The sequence below is a fragment of the Mycolicibacterium grossiae genome (assembly GCF_008329645.1).
Classification (GTDB): domain Bacteria; phylum Actinomycetota; class Actinomycetes; order Mycobacteriales; family Mycobacteriaceae; genus Mycobacterium; species Mycobacterium grossiae.
In genome coordinates this window covers 25368-43679 of record NZ_CP043475.1, presented here as the reverse complement: position 1 = coordinate 43679, position 18312 = coordinate 25368, and the positions used below count along the sequence as shown (strand labels likewise).

The 18312-nt window shown below is 66.1% G+C and carries 18 protein-coding genes and 4 pseudogenes; 14 read left to right on the top strand and 8 right to left on the bottom strand.

Annotated features, from left to right (window positions below; all coding sequences use genetic code 11):
* Positions 1 to 2: 2 nt before the first annotated feature.
* The 3 genes from mobF to istB all read left to right on the top strand — a co-directional run bounded on the left by mobF (position 3) and on the right by istB (position 4494).
* On the top strand, positions 3 to 2144 hold the full coding sequence (mobF, locus tag FZ046_RS26950) for a MobF family relaxase (protein ID WP_246183111.1): 2142 nt from the start codon (positions 3 to 5) through the stop codon (positions 2142 to 2144).
* 134 nt (positions 2145 to 2278) lie between these two features.
* Positions 2279 to 3640 carry a Mu transposase domain-containing protein gene (locus tag FZ046_RS27170; RefSeq protein ID WP_070356439.1) on the top strand — a complete coding sequence of 454 codons (1362 nt, stop codon included), beginning with the start codon at positions 2279 to 2281 and terminating at the stop codon, positions 3638 to 3640.
* Positions 3637 to 4494, top strand: a complete 858-nt coding sequence (istB, locus tag FZ046_RS27165; protein WP_070356438.1) for an IS21-like element helper ATPase IstB — start codon at positions 3637 to 3639, stop codon at positions 4492 to 4494. Before FZ046_RS27170 ends, istB begins: the two co-directional genes overlap by 4 nt.
* Here the strand turns inward: istB and FZ046_RS27160 are convergent.
* The 3 genes from FZ046_RS27160 to FZ046_RS28100 all read right to left on the bottom strand — a co-directional run bounded on the left by FZ046_RS27160 (position 4486) and on the right by FZ046_RS28100 (position 6243).
* Positions 4486 to 4767, bottom strand: coding sequence for a hypothetical protein (locus FZ046_RS27160; RefSeq protein WP_149484379.1), 282 nt, complete (start codon positions 4765 to 4767; stop codon positions 4486 to 4488). The genes istB and FZ046_RS27160 overlap by 9 nt on opposite strands.
* Before the next feature lie 67 nt (positions 4768 to 4834).
* The gene (locus tag FZ046_RS27155) at positions 4835 to 5311 is read right to left on the bottom strand and encodes a hypothetical protein (RefSeq protein WP_070356070.1); all 477 of its coding nucleotides are present in this window, start codon (positions 5309 to 5311) and stop codon (positions 4835 to 4837) included.
* On the bottom strand, positions 5308 to 6243 hold the full coding sequence (locus tag FZ046_RS28100; protein ID WP_246183110.1) for an EspK C-terminal domain-containing protein: 936 nt from the start codon (positions 6241 to 6243) through the stop codon (positions 5308 to 5310). The genes FZ046_RS27155 and FZ046_RS28100 overlap by 4 nt, the downstream gene beginning before the upstream one ends.
* Positions 6244 to 7142: 899 nt before the next feature.
* On the opposite strand from FZ046_RS28100, the pseudogene FZ046_RS27145 reads away from it, so the two are divergent.
* From FZ046_RS27145 to FZ046_RS27130, 4 genes and pseudogenes are all read left to right on the top strand, one after another.
* Positions 7143 to 7418 (top strand): annotated as a pseudogene (locus FZ046_RS27145) (transposase); the annotation flags it as partial.
* A pseudogene (locus tag FZ046_RS27140) lies at positions 7390 to 8088 on the top strand (HAD-IC family P-type ATPase); the annotation flags it as partial. The pseudogenes FZ046_RS27145 and FZ046_RS27140, both read left to right, overlap by 29 nt.
* Before the next feature lie 87 nt (positions 8089 to 8175).
* A pseudogene (locus FZ046_RS27135) lies at positions 8176 to 8776 on the top strand (cadmium resistance transporter).
* Between the two features lie 59 nt (positions 8777 to 8835).
* Positions 8836 to 9432 (top strand): TlpA family protein disulfide reductase, encoded by a 597-nt coding sequence (locus FZ046_RS27130; RefSeq protein WP_070356068.1) that lies wholly within the window; start codon positions 8836 to 8838, stop codon positions 9430 to 9432.
* Between the two features lie 49 nt (positions 9433 to 9481).
* Here the strand turns inward: FZ046_RS27130 and FZ046_RS27125 are convergent, their stop codons facing one another.
* Together FZ046_RS27125 and FZ046_RS27120 are read right to left on the bottom strand one after the other, a co-directional pair.
* Positions 9482 to 9826 (bottom strand): DUF3703 domain-containing protein, encoded by a 345-nt coding sequence (locus FZ046_RS27125; protein ID WP_070356074.1) that lies wholly within the window; start codon positions 9824 to 9826, stop codon positions 9482 to 9484.
* A 128-nt stretch (positions 9827 to 9954) separates the two neighbouring features.
* Positions 9955 to 10314 (bottom strand): annotated as a pseudogene (locus FZ046_RS27120) (ArsR/SmtB family transcription factor); the annotation flags it as partial.
* Positions 10315 to 10338: 24 nt separating this feature from the next.
* Here FZ046_RS27120 and FZ046_RS27115 point away from each other — a divergent pair.
* The 5 genes from FZ046_RS27115 (at position 10339) to FZ046_RS27100 (ending at position 13645) form a co-directional block, all read left to right on the top strand.
* Entirely contained in the window at positions 10339 to 11025 is a 687-nt protein-coding gene (locus tag FZ046_RS27115) for a DsbA family protein (protein WP_070356067.1), read from the top strand.
* A gap of 146 nt (positions 11026 to 11171) precedes the next feature.
* Positions 11172 to 11759 carry a recombinase family protein gene (locus FZ046_RS27110; protein WP_070356066.1) on the top strand — a complete coding sequence of 196 codons (588 nt, stop codon included), beginning with the start codon at positions 11172 to 11174 and terminating at the stop codon, positions 11757 to 11759.
* On the top strand, positions 11756 to 12397 hold the full coding sequence (locus FZ046_RS27720) for a hypothetical protein (protein WP_176749671.1): 642 nt from the start codon (positions 11756 to 11758) through the stop codon (positions 12395 to 12397). The genes FZ046_RS27110 and FZ046_RS27720 overlap by 4 nt, the downstream gene beginning before the upstream one ends.
* 26 nt (positions 12398 to 12423) lie before the next feature.
* On the top strand, positions 12424 to 12891 hold the full coding sequence (locus FZ046_RS28095) for an AlbA family DNA-binding domain-containing protein (RefSeq protein ID WP_246183108.1): 468 nt from the start codon (positions 12424 to 12426) through the stop codon (positions 12889 to 12891).
* Positions 12797 to 13645, top strand: coding sequence for a hypothetical protein (locus FZ046_RS27100; protein WP_246183117.1), 849 nt, complete (start codon positions 12797 to 12799; stop codon positions 13643 to 13645). The genes FZ046_RS28095 and FZ046_RS27100 overlap by 95 nt, the downstream gene beginning before the upstream one ends.
* Before the next feature lie 93 nt (positions 13646 to 13738).
* Here FZ046_RS27100 and FZ046_RS28090 read toward each other — a convergent pair whose 3' ends face one another.
* The 3 genes from FZ046_RS28090 to FZ046_RS27085 all read right to left on the bottom strand — a co-directional run bounded on the left by FZ046_RS28090 (position 13739) and on the right by FZ046_RS27085 (position 15414).
* On the bottom strand, positions 13739 to 13963 hold the full coding sequence (locus FZ046_RS28090) for an Abi family protein (protein ID WP_246183107.1): 225 nt from the start codon (positions 13961 to 13963) through the stop codon (positions 13739 to 13741).
* A gap of 652 nt (positions 13964 to 14615) precedes the next feature.
* Positions 14616 to 14843 carry a hypothetical protein gene (locus FZ046_RS27090; RefSeq protein ID WP_070356064.1) on the bottom strand — a complete coding sequence of 76 codons (228 nt, stop codon included), beginning with the start codon at positions 14841 to 14843 and terminating at the stop codon, positions 14616 to 14618.
* Positions 14836 to 15414 (bottom strand): nucleotide-binding protein, encoded by a 579-nt coding sequence (locus tag FZ046_RS27085; RefSeq protein WP_070356063.1) that lies wholly within the window; start codon positions 15412 to 15414, stop codon positions 14836 to 14838. The genes FZ046_RS27090 and FZ046_RS27085 overlap by 8 nt, the downstream gene beginning before the upstream one ends.
* A 759-nt stretch (positions 15415 to 16173) precedes the next feature.
* On the opposite strand from FZ046_RS27085, the gene FZ046_RS27080 reads away from it, so the two are divergent.
* Together FZ046_RS27080 and FZ046_RS27075 are read left to right on the top strand one after the other, a co-directional pair.
* Positions 16174 to 16551, top strand: a complete 378-nt coding sequence (locus tag FZ046_RS27080) for a hypothetical protein (RefSeq protein ID WP_070356062.1) — start codon at positions 16174 to 16176, stop codon at positions 16549 to 16551.
* Between the two features lie 323 nt (positions 16552 to 16874).
* Entirely contained in the window at positions 16875 to 18077 is a 1203-nt protein-coding gene (locus FZ046_RS27075) for a helix-turn-helix domain-containing protein (RefSeq protein WP_238958595.1), read from the top strand.
* The last annotated feature ends 235 nt before the right edge of the window (positions 18078 to 18312 follow it).

Genomic DNA, 18312 nt, shown 5'->3' with positions numbered 1-18312 from the left:
CGATGACCTACCTGCACGAGCACGCCGGCTACACGCGGGTGCACAACCCGCTGACCAGCAACAAAGACCTCCAACGGCTGCCCGGGCTGGTGGCGATCGCCTACCAGCATGAGACGAGCCGGTGCGGGGACCCGCACCTACACACCCACGTCATCGTGCCCAACCGCCAGGCCAGGGCCGATGGCCGGTTGGTGTCGATCGACTCCAAGTCGCTGTATCACGAAGCCAAGGCCGCCGGGATCATCTACCAAGCCACCCTGCGTCACGAGCTGCACGCCGAGCGCGGCTTCGAATGGCAGCGCGTCGATGAGCATTCCGGCATGGCCGAGATCGCCGGCGTCACCGCGGCGAGCATCAAGGCGTGGTCGCAGCGGTCGACCCGACTGCGGGAATGGGCCAAAGACAACCTCGTCGTCGTCGACGGTGAACCCACCGCCGCGCAGTTGGCCACCGCGCAGAAAGCGACGCGGCCCTCCAAACCCGAGCAGCTCGCCTGGGAAGAACTCAAAGCAACGTGGCGCGCTGATGCGCGCGGTCTGGACTTGGACCGCGATGCGCACTTCGCCGCGCGCGCTGAGCGGCGCGCACAAGCGCGCATCCCCGGGCGGGCGCGTATCGCTGCCGCGCTAGCGCACATCGATAAGGCCGCGTTCACGCGCGCCGATGTCGTCGAGCTGATCGGCGCGGTCATGCCGTATGACGAAGATCCTGGTGAGGGCCGGGATGTGCGGGCGCGCATCGAGGACCTCGCCGCGCGCATCGGCCTGCGGGTGAGCGCACCGCGCGCCGCACATGAGCGCGAAGGACACGAGAAATACACGCTGACCGCGATCCTCAAGGAGGAGATGCGCGTCCTCGAGGCCGCGGGTGTCACCGATGCGCGTGCGCGCCTGGGTGTGCGCTCGAGCGACCTGGCCGCGCTGTCACCGGATCAGGCGCGCGCGGTGACCGCGATCGGCATGTCGCAGTGGTTGGTCAATCCGCTGTCCGCACCCGCGGGTGCGGGGAAAACGCACTCCCTGCAAGCCCTGCGCGCCGCCGCCCACCGAGTCCACAAAGAGGTGCTGGTCCTCGCTCCCACCGGGACGGCGGTCGACCAAGCACTCGCTGACGGTGCCGGCGATCACGGGATGACCCTCGACAAAGCGCTGCACCAGCTCGACAACGGCACCCTGCAACTCGATCAGCGCACCGTGGTGGTCGTCGATGAAGCCTCCATGGTGGCCACCCCCAAGCTGGGCCAACTGTTGGAGGCCACCACCGCCGCCCGGGCGAAAACCGTGCTGGTCGGGGACCCCTACCAGCTTGCCCCGGTCAAAGCCCGCGGCGGCATGTTCGACCAACTGTGCACCGAGCTGCCCTGGACTCAGCGCCTCTCGCAGGTGTGGCGCATGCGCGATCCGGCCGAACGCGACGCCTCGCTAGCGATCCGCAACGGGCGCGGCAACCGACTCCGCAGAGCAGTCGGCTGGTACCGCAGCCACGACCGTCTGCACACCGGCGATCAGGTCAGCATGGCCGCCGACGCACTCGCGGCCTACCTCGACGACCGCGCCGCCGGAAAGAACACCCTGCTCGTCTGCGATACCTGGGACATCGCTGATGCCCTCAACCAGCGCCTCCACGACACCCTCAGCACTCAGGGACCCGCTGCGCAGGTGGCCCGCGACCAGACGGTGCGGGTCGGTGACATCATCGTCAGCCGCGACAACGACCCCACCATCACCGTGCACCCCGGCCCCCACCACCGTGAGGGCCAGGCGGTGGATCAGGTGCGCAACGGCAACCGGTGGCGGGTGGCCGGCGTCGACGAAACCACCAACCGTGTCGCTGCTGAACGGCTCACCGACAAAGCCCGCGTCCTGTTCGAGGGTGACTATCTGCGCCAGCATGTCCACCTTGGATATGCGGTCACCGTGCACGCCGCTCAAGGTGTCACCGTTGACACCGCCCATACCGTGCTCGGCGAGACCGCCTCCCGCACCCAGGCCTACGTCGGGCTCAGCCGCGGCCGCCAGACCAACCACGCCTACCTCTACACCCGAGCCAGCGGCGAAGCTGACCACGAACACAGCGCCCCCCACACCGACATGCATGTGGCCCGGCGCGGCGCCAAACACACTGCTGCGCACGCCCTTCAGTGACCGCGCTCACTGAATTTCCCCACTGACGCTCATCGAAATTCCCCACCCGTGTGGCTCCGCCGAGAAGGGCGGGCCTCCCTCGAAGCTGCTGGTGTCTGACGCCAGTTGCTCCATCGAAGGAGGCCCGCTTTCTCATGCTCACATGGGAGGACGATGTGGAAGTACATGCCCTGCACAAACGTGGTTGGACGATCTCGGCGATCGCCCGCCACACCGGCTTCGACCGCAAGACGGTCCGCAAGTATCTGGCCGGTGACGGCACGCCCGGGGTCCGCGCCCGGCCCGACCCGGATCCATTCGATCCGTTCGTCGACTACATCACCGCGAGGCTGACCGAGGACCCGCACCTGTGGGCCCGCACCCTGTTCGACGAACTGGAGGACCTGGGGTTCGGGTTGTCGTATCAGAGCCTGACCCGCAACATCCGCGCCCGCAGCCTGCGCCCGGTCTGTGAGGCTTGCCGGACCGCCACGCAGCGCCCGAACGCGGTGATCCCGCACGAGCCCGGGGATGAAACCCAATGGGACTGGCTGGAATTGCCCGATCCACCGCAGTCGTGGGGCTGGGGCAAGACCGCGCACCTGCTGGTCGGCTCGCTGGCGCATTCCGGGAAGTGGCGCGGCTATCTGGCGCCCTCGGAGGATCAGCCGCATCTGGTCGCCGGCCTGGACCGCGTCACCCGCGGCCTCGGTGGACTCACGCGAGTGTGGCGCTTCGATCGGATGGCGACCGTGTGTGACCCCGGCTCGGGTCGGGTGACGGCATCGTTCGCCGGGGTGGCCAAGCACTACGGCGTCGCGGTGGCGATCTGCCCGGCCCGGCGCGGCAACCGCAAGGGCGTGGTGGAGAAGGTCAATCACACCGCCGCGCAACGCTGGTGGCGCACCCTGGCCGACGAGGCCACCGTGGAGGCGGCCCAGGCCAGCGTGGATCGCTTCGCCCGGGTCCGTGGTGACACCCGAATGCGGGCCACCGCTGACGGGCGGTCCTCGGTCGCTGTCGTGGCCAAGGCCGAACCGCTACACCCGGCGCCGGCGCAGGCGTATCCCGTCATCGTCTCCGAGCGTCGGACCGCGTCCCGGCAGGCATTGGTGCCCTACCGCGGCAATCGCTACTCGGTGCCCCCGGAACTGGCCGCCGCCCAGGTCGTGGTGTCCCATCCGGTCGGCGGCGAGTTCTGCGACATCGCCACCACGAGCGGGATCATCGTCGCTCGCCACCGGATGGCCGCCGACGGGCTTGGGGTGATGGTGCGTGACAGCGGGCATGTCATCGCCTTGGACACCGCGGCGATGGCCACCGCAGCCACCGGGCGTCCGCATCGCCGCAAGGAACGCATCCCACCGGGACCGGCCGCCAAAGCCGCTGCCGCGCAACTGCTTGCAATCAAGCGGCCATCCACCACCGCAATTGAAACATCGACTCCGTCAACCGATTCCACCGTCATCGACTTGTCCGCCTACGAGCGGGCCGCCCAGAACAGGACCATCCAATGACCGCCACGCCGCCCAACGCCACGACCACCACCACAACCGCCACCCAGGAGTCGCCGTCGGCGGCGGCGAGCCGCTATCAGCAGCTGCGCTCACACCTGGCCGAACTCAAACTCACCGCGGCCGCCGAAGCGCTGCCCGCGGTGCTCGACCAGGCCACCGCCGAAGGCCTGTCCCTGACCGTCGCATTGGAGCGGCTGCTGGCCGTGGAAGTCGAGGCCTCCACCGCCCGCCGACTGGCCGGCCGGTTGCGGTTCGCCTGCCTGCCCACACCGGCCACCCTGGCCGACTTCGACGTCGACTCCGCTGCCGGGATCGACCGCAAGCTCATCGACGAACTGGGCACCTGCCGCTACCTGGAATCGGCGACCAACATCCTGCTCATCGGGCCACCGGGCACCGGCAAGACGCATCTGTCCGTCGGATTGGCCCGCGCTGCAGCACACGCCGGCTACCGGACCTACTTCACCACCGCCGCCGACCTGGCCGCCCGGTGTCATCGCGCAGCGATCGAGGGGCGCTGGGCCACCACGATGCGGTTCTTCGCCGGTCCGACGCTGCTGGTGATCGATGAGCTGGGGTACTTGCCGTTGCCCGCCGAAGCCGCCTCGGCGTTGTTTCAGGTTGTCTCCCAACGGTATTTGAAGACCAGCATCGTCATCACCACCAACCGCGGGGTGGGAGCCTGGGGTGAGATCCTCGGCGACACCACCGTGGCCGCCGCCATGCTCGACCGCCTGCTGCACCGCTCGGTCGTCATCAACCTCGACGGCGAGTCCTACCGGCTACGCGACCATCACGCTGCCGCTGAAACCCTACGCCGGACCACCACCGGCACCCGCCAACAACTACACTGACCGCTGCTCACAGGTGAGGAATTTCGGCGAGCACAGCCGGGGATTTTCGATGAGCGCCGTCATCAGATGATCCTGGCCAACGACGACCGCCCCCGCACCATGCACGTCGAAGCCGAACACACCGCCCGCGAACACCTCCCCGACATCATCGGCCAGGTCCTCGACCGCCATGAGCAACGCCGCGGCACCTGGCGGTCCGCCTGGCGCGAGCATGCCCACGCTCAACAGAGCCTCCACCAGGCCTACGAACGTTTCCGCGCCGGACTGGAACACAGCGCCGAACAGTCACGCGGCCGAGGTCGTGGCCGCGACGTCGACGGCCTCGAACTCTGATTCAGCCCTATGCCCAGACGCCTACGCGGTGAGCCAGAGCAGTCCGCGCCTCGCTCACAATCAGAGCCGTCTGCCATGTCTGCAGCGGCCCGTCTTGGGTCCACACCGCGACGCTGCGCAAGGCAGGCCAGGTGATCGCCTTGACCATGGCGTAGCCGGGCCGCCCGGCGGCTTCGAGTTCGTCCAGTGCGCCACGCACGGACGCCGCCCACCGCGGCGCCAGCCACCCCGGAAGCCCCGCTACAGCGCCGCCGCGCGCATCTTCGTCGGCCGCAGTGAACTGAACTGAGGTGGTGACGTCAGCCATAATTTCGGCGGCAATCCGAGCTGTTGCGATGCCTTTCGCTGTGGCTCCGGCTACCCGTTCCAGTACCCCGTAGCTGTCTTGGCCTTCCCACACCAACGCGGCCGTGGCGGCAGCAATTGTCGCCTCAGCGGCTACCTCTAACGGATTCCACTCGTTGACTGACACGTCTGCATTCATCGAACACCGCCATCCTCGTGGCCAACCCAAAGTTGGCGTTCAGCGGCGACATGGTGGGCCAGATAGACCACCTCCCGGTGATCTGGGGCGCCGCGGCGCCACAACAGCAGCATCTCCGCGAGCCGGGCCACATTGTGCTGCACTCGCGCGTACGACGACGCCTCAGTGTCGGTGCCGATCCGGCCGGGCCGCTGACCCGAGCTGTCGGTGATCGCCATCGGTAGCACGGCACTAGCGAGTTCGTCCCACTGCGATTCGGTGATGGCGGTGCCGCGGTCGAGGTGGGTGGCGATCTCGCGCAGCAGCGGCGGTATCGGCAGCGTCAGGAGTTCACCGGCCTGGGTGAACGTGACGTGCGCAGTCTGTCTGGTGATGGCCAGTGATTCGCGCACGTCGACCGGGGTTGCGGTGTTCAACTGCGCGTAGGCGGCCGGATTGAGGGCCTGTAAGCGGTGTAACCGGGTCTCATCCAACGGCGGCTGCACCACGCCCCCACCCAGGGGCGTATCGGTGGTGTGCATGGAGCAGTCGGCATAGTGCGGCACCCCAGCGGCCCGGGCCGGCTGTGCTGATCCGCCGAAGCCCGTCGAGACCGCCACCGCCCACAGCTCAATATTCGGGTCCAGCGCGGTCACCGAGTTCCCGTAAGCCACCATGGTCTGCGCCGGATTGATCCAGCCGAACCAGCGACGCCGAAAAGCGTTGTCCAAACCAGAATCTGAGAACAACGACTCCACCCCTTTAGGCAGATGCACCCCCGCCGGGATGAACCCCGCGCCTTCGCCGGACGTCACCACGGTCCGGGTTCTCGCAGGTGTCTTGAACACCCCCACACACCAGTCGATGGTGCCGTAATGGCGAGAAGCCTTCATCAGCTCCTCCACCAACGCGCACGCGTTGGCCAGCAACGGATCAGGCGCGGCCGATCTCACTCCCGCCACCGCACCCGCAGCAGCCGCGGCACCTCCCGACGCCACCACTCCAGGAGGCAGCGGTGTTCCCGGCCCACCCGCAGCCGGCGACGCCGGGGCTGCTGGTGCACCAGGTGGGGCCGACGACGCAGACGCCGCAGACACCTGGCGCGGGGCAATGTCGGAATTGAAGGGTGGTAACGGGCCCCCGGGCGCAGGTGTCGGCGACACCATCGGTGTCCCCACCGGCCCAGCTGGTGCCGCTGATCCGCCCGCAGCAGCAGGTGCGCTCTGCGCCACCGGACCGCCGCCAGCCGGCACCGATGGCGCACCCCCAGCACTCGGAGACCCATACGCACCAACCGTCGAACTCGCCGGTTGCGCCGGCGGCGGGGTCACAGGCGGCGGCAACACCGAACCACCACCCGCCAGACCCGCGTTGAATCCCCGCGAAAAGTCAGAAGAAGGAGTCGACGCACCCCCACCCGCCGCGGCCGCAGGCAGACCAGCACCTCCCGACCCAGGCGACAACCCCGCCGCCGCAGCCGGATTCAACCCCCCAGCACCGCTCTCCGGGGAGACAGAACCAGCCCCCGACAAACCACCCGCACCCGGCATCTTCAACCCGCCGCCGCTACTGCCCGTAGCCGACAACCCACCGCTAGCGGGTGTCATCGGCGCTGGCATTGGCGTCGGTGTTCCAGTTGCCGCGTAAGCGTTTTCGAGTGAACTGGGATCGGGGGGACTCGGTGCGCCGGAACCTTCTGTGCTCGGCGTAGTAGCTGGGTTCCCCTTACTACCGCTCTGCTCATTTGATTCGGCGTTGCCGCCGTGGGGTGTCTCGCGGCTGACGCCAGATCCAGATTTGACACGCTCTGGGAAATCCGGAGGCTCCTGACCTTGGAAACGAGGATGGAGTCATGCCGAAGGAGCAGTCGCCGGGGAAACCGACCACTCGCCGCTATAGCCCGGAGGAGAAGGCCGCCGCGGTGCGGATGGTCCGGACCCTGAGGGCGGAGTTGGGGACTGAGCAGGGCACGGTCGCGCGGGTGGCCCGCCAGCTCGGCTACGGACTGGAGTCGGTGCGCTCCTGGGTGCGTCAGGCCGACATTGACGAGGGCCTGGCGCCGGGAGTCTCGACCGCTGAATCACGCAGGGTCCGCGAGCGGCTGGCTCGACCCCGGCCCGCTCGCCGGTGACGTCGCCCGCATGCAGCGGACCGGGGCCACCGCGGTCCTCGTCGAAGACGACGGCGAAGTGATCGGCGCCATCGCCGTGCGCGACGAGCTGCGGCCTGAGGCCGCCGAGGTGGTCGCCCGGTTGCGCCGCGACGGCTATCACGTGGCGATGCTCACCGGCGACAACACGGCCACCGCCGCGGCGCTGGCCCGCGATGTCGGGATCGAGGACGTGCACGCCGAGCTGCGCCCCGAAGACAAAGCGCGGCTGATCGAACAGCTCCGGGCTCAGCGCCCCACCGCGATGGGCGGTGATGGCGTCAACGACGCTCCCGCGCTGGCCACCGCCGACGTGGGGATCGCGTAGGGCGCGATTGGGCACCGACGTGGCCATCGAAACCGCCGACGTGGCGTTGATGGGTGAAGACCTGCGCCACCTTCCCCAAGCGTTCAGTCATGCCCGCCGGGCGCGGCGGATCATGCTGCAAAACGTCGGCCTGTCTCTGGGCCTGATCATCGTGTTGATGCCGCTGGCCTTGTTCGGGGTGCTCGGGCCTGGGCCGCCGTGGTGCTGGTCCACGAACTGCCGAGAATCGTGGTCATCGCCAACGGCGTGCGGGCCGAACGCAGCACACCGCTGGCCGGCGCGCCGGCCGATCCGGCAAGCCAGCCCCACTCGCGCGGCGCCGGTCGGCGCGCCGTCGTGACCGCCGGCCACACCGGCGTGGTGACTTTATGGGCGGGTAAACGACACCGCAGACACGGGGGCAGGCGCATGATCGTGTCGTCTGTTCTGCCCGCCATCGGCCTGTTCATCGTCACCAACATCGACGACATCATCGTGCTCTCGCTGTTCTTCGCCCGCGGCGCGGGACAACGCGGCACCACGGCCCGGATCACCGCAGGCCAATACCTCGGATTTGCGGGGATTCTGGGCGCGGCGGTGGTGGTGACACTGGGCGCCGGAGCGTTCCTTCCCCCAGAGGTCAATCCCGTACTTCGGGCTCATACCCCTGGCCCTGGGACTGTGGGCGGCCTGGGAAGCCTGGCGTGGCAACGATGACGATGACGACGACGACAAGGTGGCCGGCAAGAACGTCGGTGTCTTAACCGTCGCAGCAGTCACCTTCGCCAACGGCGGAGACAACATCGGGGTCTACGTCCCGGTCTTCTTGAGCGTGGGACCTGCGGCCGTGGTGGCCTACTGCATCGTCTTCCTCGCCCTCGTCGCGGTCCTCGTCCTCGCCGCCCGATTCGTCGCCACCCGCCGCCCGATCGCCGAAGTCCTCGAACGCTGGGAACACGTCCTGTTCCCGATCGTCTTGATCGGACTGGGCATCTTCATCCTGGTCAGCGGCCTCGCCTTTGAAAACTAGGCAGCCAGGAACACCGGCGATGCAATCGGCGACAAACGTGGTCATCGAAAGGAATTTTCGTGCCGAGCCTCAGTCGATGTATCGCCGTCGTGGCAGCCGTTGTCGTCGCCGCAGCCTCGGTCACCGGCTGCACCACCGGCGAAGATGCCGTGGCCCAAGGCGGCACCTTCGACTTCGTCTCACCCGGCGGCCAAACCGCGATCTTCTACGACCCACCCTCGACACGGGGCACGATCGGCGATCTCACCGGACCTGATCTGTTCACCGACGAACCGATCCAGCTGTCCGATTTCACCGGCAAGGTCGTCGTCATCAACGTGTGGGGCTCCTGGTGTGCGCCCTGCCGCACCGAAACACCGGAACTGGAAACGGTGTACACCGAGTACCGCGATCGGGGCGTGCAATTCCTTGGCATCGACGTCCGCGATAACCGGGACACTGCACGCGATTTCGTCACCGACCGCAACGTGCAATATCCCTCCATCTTCGACCCCTCACTGCGCAGCCTCATCACCCTGGGACGTAACTATCCGACCAGCGTGGTGCCCACCACGATGGTCCTGGACCGCCACCACAGGGTCGCAGCGGTATACCTCATGGCACTACTGGCCGAAGACCTACGGCCGCTACTCGACCGGCTCACCACCGAACCCTGACACCTCCACGAAGACAGCAGCTTTGCCTGCCCGGTCGCCGTGGCGGCGCTCATCTACTGGTGACGGCTGCGGCGAGATCGTCGGGAATGGGCATCGGCGTCATCAACCCTGCCGTGACGCGGCCGGTGTTGCCGACGGGATACCGACCGCTCATCGACCCGGGGGCGGCGACAATGAGGCGCAGCACCTGCCCAAGTGCTTCGCGGCGATCGCGCTGACGCACGGCCAACACCAGCATCGCGGCGTGGTTGCAGGTGTGCAGCCACGGATCTGGCTGCGACACGATATGAGCCCGCTCCAGATGTCGCCACCGCACCAGCGCATCGTCGGCCTTCCTGGCCGCCTCCATCTCGCGTCGATACACCAGCCGGGCCTGCGCACTGATCCTTGGCATCACACTGGCTCCTGTCCTGCGGTCGGAGATCGGTCACCGACAGCAACACTGCCACCGAGACCAGTTGCATTGCGTTGCTGGCCAACGCTTTTCACGTTCCGCCTGGAAGTCGACAACGGACTTCCTTCAGCAACCGCGGCCACGCCGGTCAGCACCGAAGCCGTCAACTGGCGACCCCGCTCGGTCAGCCGATACATGACCAACTTCCCCTGGCGCCGCGAGGACACCAGGGACGCATTCTTGAGCTGGCGCAGATGGTGTGACACCAGACCTTGAGACAACCCGACCACCCAGGCCATGTCACAGACACACAACTCCTCGCCAGTGGCCAACGCGGCCGCAATGGACAGCCGAGTGCCATCCCCCAACCCACGCGCAGCTGCAGCGGCGGCCTGCACAGTGGCGCTGTCGGGCACCGCGGCGCGGATCTCCTCCGCGTGGAGCAGGTCCAAACACAGAAGATCGCAGGTATCGAGCGGCTCGGCCATATTCATATACTAAAATACGTTGATATGAAGATGAAAGGCCTCGGCTCGATCCTGGCCAACACCCGCGTGCTCCTCACGCTTTTCGTCATCGCGGTGGCCACCGTGGGGACCGTGGTGTTTCTCTCCGTCCGCGACGCGGGCTCAACTTCCGACATTGCACTTGACGGGTCACCAGCCGGTCAGACGGTCAGAGAGAACAGCCACCGGCTCAACTCGGTGCCCGACAGCGATATCTACTTCGTCGAGTTCCTCGACTTCGAGTGCGAGGGCTGCCGCGCGGTGTATCCCGCCATCGAGCAGCTCCGCGCCGAATACGGCACCCGGGTGAACTTCGTGCTGCGCTACTTCCCGCTGCGCTCGCACTTCAACGCCGAGCGCGCCGCCCGCGCGGTGGAAGCCGCCGCCCAGCAAGGCCAACTCGAACCCATGTACCGCAAAATGTACGACACACAAACAGAATGGGGCGAGCAGCAGACTGCCGCCGATGACGTGTTCCGCGGCTTTGCCCAGCAACTCGACCTCGACATGAGCGCCTTCGACGCCACCTACAACGACCCGGCCACCCTGGAACGCATCCAGCTCGACATCGCCGACGGCACCGCACTGGGTGTTCAGGGAACGCCCACCTTCTTCCTCAACGGGGAACGCATCCAGCCACGCAGCTACGAAGACCTCACCACGGCCCTTGACCAGGCTCTGGCGCGCGGATAGACGTCCGTCTCGTATCTAAAGAATCGAGACAGCCCGTCGGACGCTCCTCCCCTGCCGCATAACCGCTGGTCGTGCAATCTCATTTCTCGTCTCACACCGCGTGTCTCAGATCCTCATTGTCGGAGGGCAATGAGACCGTAGATGCTGTGACAACGATCCTCGGGTACGCGCGGGTGAGCACTCTGGGCCAAGACCTCGATGCGCAGCTCGCCGCGCTCGCCGCCGAGGGGGTCGAATCGGACCATGTCTTCACCGACAAAATCTCCGGCGCAGTGAACACCGATCGGCCAGGCCTGACGGGCTTGCTTCACTACGCCCGCGAAGGTGACACCGTAGTCGTCACCGCCATCGATCGACTAGGCCGATCTGTCGTAGAAATAACCCGCACCATCGCCGATCTCGGCCAGCGCCGAATTCTATTGCGCGCCTTACGCGAAGGCGTCGACACCGGCACACCGACAGGGCGCGCGGTGGCCACCATAATGGCGACGCTCGCCGAACTCGAGCTCGAGCTCGGTCGCGAGCGCCGCGCCGCCTCGCGTGACTCCCGCCGCGTTCGCCAACTGCCCGCCACCAAGCCGGCCAAGCTAACCCCGGAACGCCAAGAACAGCTGCGCCGGCTCGCCGCAACCGGCGAACCAGTCCCTGAACTCGCTCAAGCATTCGGGATCAGTCGCGCCACGGCGTACCGCTACCTGGCCAAACTCAGTTCGCCATCAGGAGCCGCCTCATGACCAGCGCCGATCTGCACCCGTCGACTCATCTGCGAGCCGCGGCCTGGGTCCCCGATGACGTCGAAGATCGGCCTTATGAGGACGCCATCGCCCTGGCCGCCGATTGGATCTGGGAACGCAGCCAGGACGAGGATCTCGTCCCGCTGCTGGTGAGCAACGCTCAAAATGCCGGGAGCTTCGGTTATGCCGACCTCGACGAGATCATCCGAGCGGGTGGGCACACCACTCCGCAAAGCCGCAGCCGGCCCGATCGTGGACCGGTCCTCGCCTTCGTGCCAGATGAACGGTCATTGCACTTCGCGATGGGCCTCGCGCGCGGTCATTCGCTTGCTGTCGTCGAGGGTTCCACACCCTTGGCCGACTGGGCTGCTGGCGCGGCCGCCATCAACCTGCTGACAGGAGAGGCCGCCACCTCCGAGATGGGCGATGACGTGCGCAAAGACCTTGATTCCGTCATTTTCTACGGCGGTCGCAACGGCTGGACCGGAGCAGATGACAAAGCCCAAGCACGGCGATTTCTCAACGCCCACGTCAGCGGCGGCCGGCTCACTCCCGATCAGGCCGCCGCCTACGTCCTGTCGTCGCAGTCGGTGTCTGACCGCGGGGCGAAGCGCCTACGCGAACTGCTCAGCCGCTAGTCGCGACCGACCGTTCGAGGAACCCCATGAATGCGATCCCCGCCCGTACGGAGGAAGAACTGCAGCGGTTAGCGTTGAATGGCTTGCTGGAAGAAACCCACTGGTTGGACCTCAAGCGCGAGCTGGGATCCGGAAACGCCGCGAACAAAGACCTAGCCAAAGACATCGCTGCGTTCGCTCTGGATGGTGGAACGATCCTGATCGGCGTCGACGAGGACACCACTCCGCCCGGTCTGTGGCCCGTTCCTGTCGACGGACTCGCCGAACGCATCGAGCAGATTGCACGAATGAGGGTTGACGAGGCGGTACAGATCCGCACTACCGTCATAAAACTCCGCCGGCGATCCCACCCTCGGTTACCTCGTCGTTCACGTTCCGCAGTCAGTTCGAGCGCCGCACATGGTCGATGGTCGCTATTACGGCCGCGGGGACAAAACCAATCGAATGCTCTCCAACACCGAGGTCGTGCGGCTCCTGGACCGGCGACTGGCTGATCGGCGCGACCTGCGAGCAGAGGCGCGCACCATCCGCACCGACCTCGCAGGCCAGGACCAACGCCTGTTCGTAGCGGTGGCCGATCCGCTCGGCGCCCGTGAAGACATGCTCGTCGCCTTGTCTGAATCATCGACGTGGCAAGAAACAGTGCTTCAACTGGTGCACTCAGCTGCGGACGCTCAACACCAGACGTACGCACCAACACTGGTCCAGGCCAGCGGATTCGCCCGGCGACCCGGCGGCGTCGCACTCACCACCGGCATGCACGACGGACAACGTTTTACGGGCAACGACCGCGCCGCCGAAATCGTCTTCGCCGAATCCGGGCGACTCGTTCTAGCATCTGAGCGAGCCGTGACCACACGATCGTTCAGCAACGTCTACCCTCCCCCACCCGACTCCACCGTGGTGTTCGAGGCGTTGATCATCGGTCACGTCAGCTTGCTAGCCCGACTGTCCGCGGCGGTCTCGCACCATTGGGGATACACCGGCAGTTGGCGGTTCGCACTCTCGATGAACGGCCTTCGCGACGCGGTGTCATGGACCCTCACTGACCAGCATTTTGGGGACCGAGGGCCGACCTACACCGAGAACATCTATGAGCGGGTCACTGAAGCTTCGCTAGAGGACCTCGACAACGACCCCGGCCAGGTCGCCGCGGCCCTCACTGCTCCGCTGCTTCGAAGCCTCGGCAGCTACCCAGCCTGGTCAAAACGCTTCCAGCCACAAAACGTAGGCAAGCGTCTGAGATAACGAGATGACGTTATGACGTTATGACGTACTACCGCATTGACGCAATTACGTCTTAACGTAATTGCGTCAATGCGTCTTGGTGCGCTAACGGAGTTAGGGGCGGGCATTGAGCAGGTCAGTGACTTTTTCCATGTCGTTGAACCAGGCCGCGGCTTCGGCAGATCGCCACTGAACCAGCCGTTGCATGCTTTGCAATTCACCTGGGAGGTTGCGGGCGAAGATCGGCTCGTGGTGCGCGACGCGATTTCTGATGTGGCGTACGGTCTCGATCTCCGAGCGAACGGTGTTTTCTAAGAACGTTCGTTGGTTGGCTCGCATCGAGGTTGGGCAGCACGGTACGGAGATGGCGGTTCCACAGCCGGCCGTCGTGTCTGCGCGTGAACAGATTTTCCCAGAACACAAATTTGAGTTCCGGGATGACCTTGCCCACCGTGGCGTGATGCTGTCTGACCTGAATGAGGTCCCGTTTGGGGCTGTAGACGGGTCTTGGAGGGTCGGGTAACGCTCCGGTGAAACTGGGGTCCCACACCCACCGTGGACCGTAGACGGCTGTCAGCGCGTCCGAGGCGGCATTCCTTACCACGACCTCGCATAGATGTATTGGCGCCATGAACGCTGCCGAGACCTCCACGTTCCAGCGGTACAGCGCGAGGGCTGCGAGGGTCTGCTCATGCTGCGGCTTGTGCGTGACTACCTGGCGATAGGTGGTCATCCGCGGAGTTGATAGGCAGCTGGTGATCTTCTGCGCATCAGCCTCGGTCATTGCGTAGGTCGGTCCCGGCATGTAGCCTATCTATCACGCGCTTCGGGACTCGCTGGCTGTAAAGCCTCCCCCCGTCGACACACGATTTACATGGAGATGGCTTCAACTCTTCGGAGTTGGAGCCATCTTCTTTTTGCCGGATCGAGGGCGTCCCGAGTCCGGTCTACTTCATAAGTTGTGCAAGACGCTTTAGACGTAAAGACGTAATTACGTCTTTACGTTGTCAGCAAGCCACCGATCAGCCAAATCGGTAAGGATCTTGCTCATGCTGGTGTCGCCATCGAGGGCGGCTTGCTTGAGACGGCGAACAGTGGAACGGGGCAGGTAGACCGTCGCCCGCTGCATGTCATCTGCCGGCGACCGGAACGCTTCGGCCGCCCGCTTTGCGGGCTCAGTGCGCACACGGGCGGCCATCTTCGAGGTCAGATCAGACATGGGCCATCGCTTCCAGGAGTTCGGTCAGTACATCGTCATAGCCGTGCAAACGAGTAGGGGTGGCGCCATAGGCGCGGCGCACGTCCTCGCGCCGCAGGATCGGGGTCCCGATGACCGGCACGCCCTCCGCTTCCAAGAGTGCACGGACTTCATCGGCAAGACGGGTGCGTAGATCCACACTGGTCAGCAGCACAGCAGTGGGCCGGTGAGCGGTGATCTCCAGAGTCGGCCAGACACGGCGAACGTCCAGCGGGGACGCCCCAGTCGGCACGACGACCAGATCCGCAACGTCAATAGCCTCCTGAATCACCTGCGCTGTTCCAGGCGGGGTGTCAACGATCGTCAAATCTCGATCGCGTTCCGCCGTCAGTGGTCGACTGGCCGGCACCACCGGGAACGGCATCGGACCGTCGGCGCTGGCATCGGCTGCCCATTCCAACGCCGAGCCCTGGGGATCGGCGTCAATGAGCACCACGTCCAGACCGCGCGAGACGCCGGCCGTCGCGAGATACATCGCGCTGGTGGTCTTGGCGACACCACCTTTGGTGTGAACCAACGAAAGAATCGGCATATACGAGACCTTACGTCATGACGTAATAACATAACTACGTTAGAACGTAACAACGCAATGACGGAATTGCGTCTTTACGTTGAACGTGCCCGATGAACGGGGCAGCCTAAGTGCCAACGTGCTTATTCAGCCAGGCAGCCGCCGCGAAGAAGACCCCTCCGCCTGTCACTGCTGCCGTTAGCGGCTCACGGGTGCCGATGTACGTTCCGATCCCGCTAGCCCAGGCGGCCACGGCGGCCGCCGAGAACACGACGGTGCTGCGCACCGTCAGCAGTGGCGGCGGGTCCTTCTTTTGTGGTGCCACAATTGCCCCTATTGCTCGTAGAAACATGCCTTCACCCCTTAAGGGATGGCAGGCCACGTTCTACAGGGGCACCGTGCAGAAGCCCGGCGGCTAAACCACTGACTGCTATAAACGCGCAGGTCAGAAGCGCCTGGGTGGGGGAGAGCGCAGCAACTCCTTCCTCGCCGCAGATTGTGGTGAACGTGTGGGGGTGGCTGTCAAGGCCACGCCGCTACGCGGTCGAACTCCGGTCGAGCCTTGACAGCCACCCCCACACGCACGAACCCGGCCACTACGAGGAAGGACATGCCGCGAAGGAGGCCCGATAACCGCGCTGGGTGGGGAGGTTGGTTTGCCGGAAATCCGCCCGCGCGGACCGGCGCGCCTGCGCCGTTTCCGGCAAAGCTACGGGCAGGATCGCGCATATGACCGGACCAACTCGTCGAGGCCGCCCGTCCTTGGGGGAGCGAGCCGTCATGACCGCAACCCTTCCCGTCACCGTTCTCACCACCGCGACCGCAGCCGCGGCCGATTACGGCGTCGACCGGTCAGCTGTGCTGACTGACATCGTGTGCTTCCACTACGGCCGGCCTGATCTGATGCGCCACTTACCGCAGCAGCTGTTATTCGAAACGCAGCCCACCATGGCGCATGCCGACGATGTCATCGGCCCGCACGCAAAAGTGCGTCTGCCGCTGCCAATAGCCGAGCTCGTCGAGCGCGACCATCAGCGACTCGGAATGCAGCGGTCCACCTACCTGGCCGACATCATCTGCCGACACATGGGTTTCCCCCATCTTGTCCGCGAACTCGACACGAAATCTGAGAAGGAGGTCCTGCCGCTAGCGATCTGAGATACAGCGCCAGACCGCAGTGGGAGGCGGTCTAGCCACCTTACGCACATCTCAATAACGCGCGGATGACCCGCTAAACGACGAAAGCCCCCGGCTGGAACCAGGGGCCGCGTCGAGTCGAGTTGGGAGTCTCGACTCTGCGGTGCTTTCGCACCATCCCCGAAGGGACTGTCTTGCTGGACAGGTCTCACGGTAGCGCACACCCGTCTGCAGTTCTAGATGACGCGCACCGTGGTTTATCAGATAGCAACCATTACCGGCCGTTTTCGAGGCGGCGGCCGGTCACCGCACCACCGCCGACGTATCGTGGGTGTACCCCGGTCGTGCGCCGGCGCGGTGTTATCCGCACCACCGGCACCGCCGAGGTCCTGGCGATCCGCCGCGGCCGCCGGCTTTCGGGCCGGGACATGCCGGCGCCGAGTGTGTTCGTCGGCTTGGAGCTTGATGCTGACGCCTATGCCGGTGTGCCGTGCTGGAGCGGGGGACCGTCCTACTGGGCGCACACCACCGTCGCGGTGGCGTACGAGCTGCGCTACGCCACCGAGGTGCGCCGCCGCATGTGTGACGGCGGGATCGGGAAAAAGACGCTCATCGTGATCGCTGCGGCCATGGCGCGCTACGCCGACTGGAGCACCGGCCGCAACTGCCGACCCACCAATGACCAACTGGCGGCCGCCACCGGGTTCTGTGAGCGCACCATCCAGCGGGCCCACGAGTGCCTACGCCTGCTCGGCGTGGCCACCGAGGTTCTGCGCGGCCGCCAACGCACCTACATCGAGCGGATGGCCTCCTGGCGGATGGGCGACCGGCACCGCGGCTGGGCTTCGGTGTGGGCGCTGCACGATAACCCCCAGATCAACCGAGTAATCCACAGCTTGTCACCCCATCTGGAACGGTCCCCAGTAACCACCACCTCCCCCTGTTTTAGAGATCCGGTTACTACCCGCACGGGCGCACGCGCCCGGCACCACGGCGCTGCGCGCCGCCGAGCCCCCGACGAGCAGGGACGTCGGCTGGCCGCCAGGTGGCGCGCTGACCCGGATACCCCGCCGTGGGCACGGATGTACACCACCGGCAGCTGGGCGGGGATGCTGGCCGCGCCGGCGGCCGCCGGCTGGACACCGGCTGACCTGACCGCGTTGGTGGCCGACTGGCTCGGCACCGGACATTGGATTCCCGACGCGCCGGCCCGGCCTATCGCCCTGCTTGGAACACTGCTGGCCTGGCACACCAGCCACAACAGCCTGAGCGACCGACCCGCCGCGCTCGACGAAGCCCGCGAAGCTCAGGCACGTGCCGCCGAACAAGCGCGCGCCGCGGCCGCCGAACAGGCCCGCCGTGAACACGCTGAAGGCCGAGCGCGCGGGAAAGCCGCCGCCACCGGACCGGGCCGCGCCGCGGCGTTTGAGGCGCTGGCCACAGCGCGGCAACGCGCCGCACACCGGCGCACCGTCGCGGCCGCCGCCGAACAAGCCGCCGCGACGAGCTCATCACCCACGCACGCCGCGCCCGCCGCGCTGCGCTAACGACTTCTACCGAAGCGGGCCGTGCGGGCGTTTCACGCCCGCCGCTACCCGATGTAGCTGTTTGCTCCCCAAACATTGATCAGGCATCTGGCTCGGGGCCTTCGCTACTCGGTCGGCACGTCGAGCCATGCGATATCGCGCCCCATCGCCGGGGGTAAATCGCCGTCCACAAGCCAAGCGAGGACCTGTTCTGAGGCGCCGCTATCGCGGCGCACCAACAGCTCTAGCAGCCGCC

Excerpts from the sequence above, each read along its gene's own strand:
- mobF (WP_246183111.1), top strand. The coding sequence starts at position 3 with ATGACCTACCTGCACGAGCACGCCGGCTACACGCGGGTGCACAACCCG.
- FZ046_RS27170 (WP_070356439.1), top strand. The coding sequence starts at position 2,279 with ATGCTCACATGGGAGGACGATGTGGAAGTACATGCCCTGCACAAACGT.
- istB (WP_070356438.1), top strand. The coding sequence starts at position 3,637 with ATGACCGCCACGCCGCCCAACGCCACGACCACCACCACAACCGCCACC.
- FZ046_RS27155 (WP_070356070.1), bottom strand. The coding sequence starts at position 5,311 with ATGAATGCAGACGTGTCAGTCAACGAGTGGAATCCGTTAGAGGTAGCC.
- FZ046_RS27125 (WP_070356074.1), bottom strand. The coding sequence starts at position 9,826 with ATGCCAAGGATCAGTGCGCAGGCCCGGCTGGTGTATCGACGCGAGATG.
- FZ046_RS27115 (WP_070356067.1), top strand. The coding sequence starts at position 10,339 with ATGAAGATGAAAGGCCTCGGCTCGATCCTGGCCAACACCCGCGTGCTC.
- FZ046_RS27720 (WP_176749671.1), top strand. The coding sequence starts at position 11,756 with ATGACCAGCGCCGATCTGCACCCGTCGACTCATCTGCGAGCCGCGGCC.
- FZ046_RS28095 (WP_246183108.1), top strand. The coding sequence starts at position 12,424 with ATGAATGCGATCCCCGCCCGTACGGAGGAAGAACTGCAGCGGTTAGCG.
- FZ046_RS27100 (WP_246183117.1), top strand. The coding sequence starts at position 12,797 with ATGGTCGATGGTCGCTATTACGGCCGCGGGGACAAAACCAATCGAATG.
- FZ046_RS28090 (WP_246183107.1), bottom strand. The coding sequence starts at position 13,963 with ATGCGAGCCAACCAACGAACGTTCTTAGAAAACACCGTTCGCTCGGAG.
- FZ046_RS27090 (WP_070356064.1), bottom strand. The coding sequence starts at position 14,843 with ATGTCTGATCTGACCTCGAAGATGGCCGCCCGTGTGCGCACTGAGCCC.
- FZ046_RS27085 (WP_070356063.1), bottom strand. The coding sequence starts at position 15,414 with ATGCCGATTCTTTCGTTGGTTCACACCAAAGGTGGTGTCGCCAAGACC.
- FZ046_RS27080 (WP_070356062.1), top strand. The coding sequence starts at position 16,174 with ATGACCGCAACCCTTCCCGTCACCGTTCTCACCACCGCGACCGCAGCC.